The organism is Corynebacterium variabile (genome assembly GCF_006539825.1).
In the GTDB taxonomy this organism is placed as follows: Bacteria; Actinomycetota; Actinomycetes; order Mycobacteriales; family Mycobacteriaceae; genus Corynebacterium; species Corynebacterium variabile.
Window position 1 is genome coordinate 1 of the sequence record NZ_BJNT01000065.1, and the last position, 870, is coordinate 870.

General features: G+C 64.3%; 1 protein-coding gene. It reads right to left on the minus strand.

The features are described from left to right. On the minus strand, positions 1–763 hold a 763-nt coding region (locus CVA01_RS14775; RefSeq protein WP_141331835.1), incomplete at its 3' end, for an IS110 family transposase. Positions 764–870 lie beyond the last annotated feature (107 nt).

Consider the following 870-nt stretch of genomic DNA (forward strand, 5'->3'; position numbering starts at 1 on the left):
GGGCCTTCAACGCCGTGATGTTCGTCGCCAACATCGGGATCGCGACCTCTGCCGCCGCGGTGCCGGGCACCGTGAGGGTCTGAGCATCCAAGGCCTTGAAGATGTCCTCGATCAGCCGGTCCGGATTCTTCTTGGCGTGGTTGCGCGCCCAGGTCAGCACCCGGTTCTTGCCCGACTTCTTCAGCTTCGTCGGTCCGCCGTAGTGGATCAGCAGTTCCAGGACGAACGGGCGCTGGATCACATCCCCGGGCAGGACCCGTTCCAGCGACGGGTAGATCTGCACCAGGACACTGCGCAGTCGATTGATCGTGCGGGTGCAGTCCCGGGCGATGTCATCGTCGAGCCCGGAGAGCATCTTCAACGCTGACAGAACCTCGTCGTTGCGGTCCACAGCACGCAAGGTGTGCGGCATCGTGCGGGCGGTGTTGGCGATGATGAACGCATCGCGGGGGTCAGTCTTCGACTGGCCGGGGTACAGGTCGGCGGCTTTTCGCATCGCCAGGCCAGGCAGGTAGGCCACACCGCAGTCGGTGGCGCGGGCCACCGCGACCGGTAGGGCGCCGATGGTGTTGGGCTGGTCGACGATCAGCAGGACCCGGCCATGGGTCTTGAGCTGGTCGAACAGGGCGGTGAGCTGCGCTTCGTCCTGGGGTAGAGGTTTGTCGTGCACCTTGGTGCCGTCGGTGAGTAGCGCACAGCCGTGGTGGGCGGTCTTGCCGACGTCCAGTCCGAGGTAGACGTCATAGCCGGTGGTGTCTTCCATGATCGTTCCCCTCCTTCAGTTGGGGGAGGCCGTGGTGGATTGTGGTGGAAGATCACTGGTCGAGACACTCGTCGCGGGCACCCACGTTACGAAGAGACTTCACCTGA